The organism is Micromonospora sp. CA-249363 (genome assembly GCF_050950185.1).
Classification (GTDB): Bacteria; Actinomycetota; Actinomycetes; order Mycobacteriales; family Micromonosporaceae; genus Micromonospora.
The window spans coordinates 4,662,686-4,668,159 of the sequence record NZ_CP192020.1 but is presented as its reverse complement, the minus strand read 5'-3'; the positions used below and the strand labels follow the sequence as shown (position 1 = coordinate 4,668,159).

Here is a 5,474-nt window from a genome sequence, read left to right as displayed (position 1 = left end):
GCCGGAGAACAGCATGTTGCGAATGATCTTTCCCGACACCGCGCCGCCGGAACTCTGCGCCGACGGCATCGCGCTCACCGGCGACGCGCTCCTGCTGGGGTCAAGGCTGGTCACCGGCGACGAGCTGGCGGCGGCGGCGGCCCGGCCCCGGCCGGTCAACCCGGGGCTGACCACGCTGGTTCCGCTCAAATCGCCGGTGTTGGACTGGCCGCACCTGCTGACCTACCTGGACATGCAGCCGTCCAGTTCGCTGGACAAGGCCGTGTTCTACCTACCGCCCGCGGTGGTCGGTCCGCGAAGCCTGTCCGAGCTCGGCCGCCACGCCGACGAGCTGCGGATGCCGGTGCAGTTCCCGGTGGCGCAGCTGCTCGACGAGGTGCCGGACGCCCTGGAGGGCGCTGCGGACCGGGTGAGCCACCTCGACCGCACCGGCACTCCGGTCGCTCCGGCCGACGCCGACTTCGTCCAGGTGGAGCCGCTGAACCGGCGTGGTGCCGACGCGTACGCCGACGTGGACGACAACCTCGTCCCGCTGACCACCGCGCAGCGGCTCTTCCGGTTGGTGCACACGCCGGAAGGCATTCAGCTCGGTCAGGCGCCCGGGCTGGTCGCCCAGATGCTGCGCCGGCTACCGGGCGGCCCGATCGGCGGTGCCGCCGACCCGGTCGTGGCGCCCGACCGGCTGGGCGACCGGGCCTTCGAACTGGCCGGTGTCACCGAGGTGCACACCCCTGAGGGGTACGCCGAGCTGCGCGCCGGATTACGCGACCTGCCGCGCGGCGGTTCCGCGCTGGTCGTCGTGGAGCACGGCAACGGTGTCGGTCTGTTCGAGGTGACCCACGACCCGCTCACCGAGAGCCTGATGCAGGTCGACGTCGCCACCGGCGCCCCGGGGCTGCTGCCGAACGGGGCCGACCGGATCCGCTACGGCCAGGCCTCCGCTGAGCAGTCGTTCCTCGGCCTGCTCAACGGGCTCCGGCAGGAGCTCTACGCGACGACCCCGACCCGGTCGTGGGCGTCGGCGACCACCGACGGTCAGCACCTGTTGCAGTGGCGTGACGACAACGACGCCGAGCACAGCGTCGAGGTCATCGGTTCGACAAAGAGCCTGCCGGCGGTCGGACGGACCGCGCACGAGCGCATCGACGACGACACGTTCCAGAGCGGCGTGATGAAACTGGCCGAGCTCAGCGGCCGTTCGCTGGTCGTGCTGGGTGTGGACCGCCCGGGCCAGCCGATGCCGCTCACGGTGTCGAACGACCTCGCGGCGCGCGTCGGTGTGCACGCGCTGGACGGCGACGTGCCGCTGGTGGTGACCAACGGCACCGTCACCGCCGACCTGCGCGCCGAACTCGACAGACTGCACGCCGACCTCGTCTACCAGGCCCCGGGAATGTCCACCGGAGGCGGGCTCAACCTCGGCGCACCGCCCTGGGCGGTACGCACGCCCGGCGCGGCCGACGACGAGGTCGTGGTCGTCGCCGACGAACTCGACGACTCCGCCATCGTCGACGCCGTACGAGAGAATCCGGCCCCTGCCGTGGAGGCGCCGGCCCACCAGCTCTCCGCGCTCATCACCACGCCTCTCACCGCGGGCCGGGAGGATCTCGTCCGGCTGCTGAACGACGTACGCGGTCTCGGCAGCGACCAGCGGCCGGCGGCGACCGCGCTGGCCGGCCTGACCACCATCTTCCGGCCGCAGGCGGCCCTGCTCAACCTCGACCACGTCGGAGGTCGGGAGGGCACCCTCCGCTATCTGGCCGAACCGGCGACGCCGGGCGCGGTGCTGAACCCGCTGCGTGCCGTGCCGGAGACCGCCACCCCCGCCGAGCGGGAGATCCAGGTCCGGCAGATGCTGCCGGAGCTTGCCGCGCTCGCCGCGCACGGCCTGAACGACCAGGTGAGCATGACGATCACGACGGTGATGGACACGCTGTTCGCCGGGGCGATGACCCAGGCCGAGGCACGCTCCAGGATCTTCACGCTGGCCGGACAGCTGGTCAACGAACCGGCCATCCGTGGCCAGTGGGTCACCGCGCTGAACGACGTGGCCCGGGTGCTGCCGCAACATGTGCAGACGCTGACGTGGGTCGTCGAGGCGATTATCGACTGTCCGTGACCGTGGCCGGGTGAACACGGCCGGGCCGTGGTCCGTCGTACGGAACTGATGATGGATACCAGCGAACCCGTCGAGACCCCGGCCCGGCGGGCGGTGCGCCTGCGCAGCGAGTTCGTGGCCGCGTTCGTCGAGCACGCCGGCCCGGTGCCGGCCAGCGAACGGCGTACTGTCACGTTCCCCACGCTGATCACGGTCACCGCGGTGGTTCTGCTGCTGACCCTGCTGGTCGGGGTGTTCTGGGGCCTCATCCGGGGCGACAACGACGGGAAGGCCCGGGTGCCTTCCTACACCGCGTTCGCCGGCTGGGGCTGCGCGGGCGCGGCCGACCACGGGTTCGAGGCCAACGGACGGACGACGCAGTGGCGCACCGTCACCCAGGGCGGCTGGGCGACCAACGGGTGCAACAGCACCTTCCAGACCATCCCGCTCTCCGGCAGCGACAAGGACACGGGGCAGTACGTCCAGTGGTGGTTCGCCCCGAGCACCGGCAGCCAGTGCCGGGTGCAGGTGTACGTGCCCAAGAGCAGCTCGCCGGCCGACACCTGGGCCACCGCCGCACAGTACGCGGTGCTGTCCGGCCGTACCGGAACGGCCTACGCCAACTTCACCCTCGACCAGTCCGGCAGCTCCGGCCGGTGGGTAGACGGCGGCACGTTCCCGTTGCGCGGCGGCGAACTCGCGGTCCGACTGACCAACAGCGGTGTGCCCAAGCGGGCGGGCGATCGCATCGCCGTCTCCGCCATGCAGGTGACCTGCGGTGGCTGAGCGCCGCGCCATCCTGTTCCTGCTGGCGCTGCTCACCGCGCTGCTGACGCCGCACCCGGCACCGGCTGCGGCGGCTCCGTCGACCAACGACAAGTACTGGGTGGTGTCGGGCGGTTCGGGTGGACAACGCGAGTCGCTCTACCAGATCGCGGCCCGCGCCCTGGGCAACGGCAGCCGCTCCCCGGAGATCTTCGCCCTGAACGAGGGTCGCCTCCAGCCGGACGGCGGCCGGTTGACCGATCCGCTGGTGCTGAAGCCGGGTTGGATCCTCGTCCTGCCCGCCGACGCCAAGGGCACTGGTGTACGTACCGGTCCGATCCCCTCAGCGGCCACGCCACCGCCGTCCGGGCCCGCCCCGACGTCGCCCGACACCGGGGCGGCTCCGGCGTCGCCGGGGGAGCGCGATCCGATGCTCCTCTTCGGTGCGATGGCGCTGGCGATCGTGCTGCTCATCATGCTGGTCATCGGGTTGCACGGCCGCCGTCGCAGGAATGTGGCATCGGCCCCGGTCACGGCCGTGCCGACGGCTGCCGTTGCGGACGCCGGGCCGCCACCGACGGAGAACCTGGTGGTACCAATCTTGTCCGGCAAGCCGGACGTGTCGTCCGGGCCCGCGCTCTCCTCCGGGCCGGCCGTCTCCGCCGAGTCCTCTGACACACCGACCACAACGCCCGCGTCGGCGCGACCGGCCGGTGCGGAGCGTGCGGACGGGGCCACCGCGCCGACGGTCCGCGTCACCGGTCGGTCGGGCCCACCCGAACGGCTCGCGAGCGGGAAATGGCCGGCCCTCGGCGCGGAACCGCCACCGCACGGTCTGCCGTCCGGTACGAAGCCGGCGGACAGGGCGGACGCCACCGACGTGGCGGACCCGACCGATACCACGCCCACGGCCGGGACATCGCCTCCGACAACGGTGCCGACGCCGGCCACGACGTCGACGGCGGCTATGAAGCCGACGCCGGCCACGACGTCGACGGGGGCCGTGAAGCCGACGCCCGTCACGAAGCCGACGCCGGCGGAGAAGCGGACGCCAGCCGCAGCACCGAAGGCAGCCGCAACACCGACGCCGGTCGAGGGGCCGACGCCGGTGGACAAGCCGACGTCCGCAGCGGTGCCGGAAGCAGGTGCGCCTCTCACCGCCGCGCGCTCCTCCGCCGACGATGTCGCCACCCCCGGCACCGGCCAAGCCGACGCCGGTCAGCCCTCGACCACCCAGTCCGAGAACGTGCCCCCCGAAGGTCCGCTGCCGGGAGGGCCGCTGCCGGAGGGGCCACCGTCGGAAGGCCCGTCGTCCGATGGACTGTCGCCCGACGGCCTCACCGCCGACCTGGTCGTCGACGGCCACCGCGTCGCCGTCTCCCTGGTCGGTGTCGCCGGTGACGGTCCGGACAGGCCGTACGACTGGCGGTTGGTCGGTCAGGCGGGCCCGGCGGCCACGCTCGGGGTCGTGCTCGGCGACCGGGACGGCCAGCGTCTCCATGTCGACCTGGGTCGTTGCCCCGACGTGCTGACCGTGACCGGTAACCTACCGGACTGCGAGAGGTACGCCCTGCGCCTGATCCGTCAGCTCCTCGACAACGGCCGTGGCGTCGCCGTGGTCGGTGACGATGTTCTCGGCGAGGCGCTACCCGACGGCTGTCGGCGGGTGCCCACGATGGCCGACACACGTGGCCTGCAGTCGCCCGGGATAGTCGTCTGCGGACGCCTGAGCGGCCCGGACATCGCCGCCGCCCGCCTCTCGCGCGCGTCCGGCGGCCCCACCCCTGTGGTGATCGGAGAGGTCACCCCGTCGCGCTGGTCCGTCCGGGTGGGGCTGCCCTAACGGACGGGGTACCGGCGCCGCTGCTCCGGAGCCAGGTGCCCCAGCTCGATGGCGACCCGCGTCAGCTCGGCCTTGTTGCTGACGCTCAGCTTGGCGCGCAGTCGTTTGGCGTACGTGTCGATGGTGGCCGGTGACAGCCCCATCCGTGTCGCGATCTGCGTGTGGGTGAGGCCGAGCGCGATCCAGCGCAGCGTCTCCACCTCACGCGGGGCCAGCCCGCCGTCGTCGCCCTCGGTTGCCCCCGACACCTCGGCCAGGAAACGCTCGGACAGGTCCTGCGCCACCGCCACACCGCCCTCGGCCACCGTACGCAGGGTGTGCGTGACGGAGCGCTGGTCGGAGCGGCGGGTGATCAACCCGCGCGCGCCGGCCCGGATCGCGGCCAGCGCGGTGGGCGGCTGGTCCCACGTGGACGACACGAGCGGCCACCCGATCACTGCCAGCTTGGCGACGATCTCCAGGACCGGGCGGTACGGGCCGGGCGGCAGGTCGATGACGATGACCTGCGCCTCACCGGTCGGCTGGGCCTGGTTCAGTCCCTCCGCCGTCGCCACCGAGACGCCGAGTGTCACCCCGGGGCAGTTCCGCACCACCTGCTCCAGGCCGGCCCGTGCCATCGGGTGCTCGCACACGATCGCAACCGTTACCAGACTCTCGCCCACGACGACCTCCCTTGCCCACGACGACGAGCACTCCGGTCGCGGTGTTCAATCCGGTCCCGGATCGGTTGAGAAGAGACGGCCTGTTCATCCGTCGAATCAGGTGTGC

4 protein-coding genes are annotated in these 5,474 nt (G+C 72.3%); 3 read left to right on the top strand and 1 reads right to left on the bottom strand.

The features are described 5' to 3' along the window. Positions 1-22: 22 nt before the first annotated feature. The 3 genes from ACQPZK_RS20875 to ACQPZK_RS20865 are packed head-to-tail and all read left to right on the top strand — an operon-like array spanning position 23 to position 4,706. On the top strand, positions 23-2,119 hold the full coding sequence (locus ACQPZK_RS20875; RefSeq protein WP_433534624.1) for a hypothetical protein: 2,097 nt from the start codon (positions 23-25) through the stop codon (positions 2,117-2,119). Between the two features lie 48 nt (positions 2,120-2,167). After that, positions 2,168-2,884 carry a hypothetical protein gene (locus tag ACQPZK_RS20870; RefSeq protein ID WP_433534623.1) on the top strand — a complete coding sequence of 239 codons (717 nt, stop codon included), beginning with the start codon at positions 2,168-2,170 and terminating at the stop codon, positions 2,882-2,884. Further along, on the top strand, positions 2,877-4,706 hold the full coding sequence (locus tag ACQPZK_RS20865; RefSeq protein WP_433534622.1) for a hypothetical protein: 1,830 nt from the start codon (positions 2,877-2,879) through the stop codon (positions 4,704-4,706). The genes ACQPZK_RS20870 and ACQPZK_RS20865 overlap by 8 nt, the downstream gene beginning before the upstream one ends. Here ACQPZK_RS20865 and ACQPZK_RS20860 read toward each other — a convergent pair. Then, positions 4,703-5,368 (bottom strand): LuxR C-terminal-related transcriptional regulator, encoded by a 666-nt coding sequence (locus tag ACQPZK_RS20860; RefSeq protein WP_433534621.1) that lies wholly within the window; start codon positions 5,366-5,368, stop codon positions 4,703-4,705. The two genes, ACQPZK_RS20865 and ACQPZK_RS20860, sit on opposite strands and share 4 nt — an antisense overlap. Positions 5,369-5,474: the final 106 nt, after the last annotated feature.

Bases quoted from the DNA above. Each gene is read 5' to 3' on its own strand.
- ACQPZK_RS20875 (WP_433534624.1), top strand. From the start codon at position 23: ATGATCTTTCCCGACACCGCGCCGCCGGAACTCTGCGCCGACGGCATC.
- ACQPZK_RS20870 (WP_433534623.1), top strand. From the start codon at position 2,168: ATGATGGATACCAGCGAACCCGTCGAGACCCCGGCCCGGCGGGCGGTG.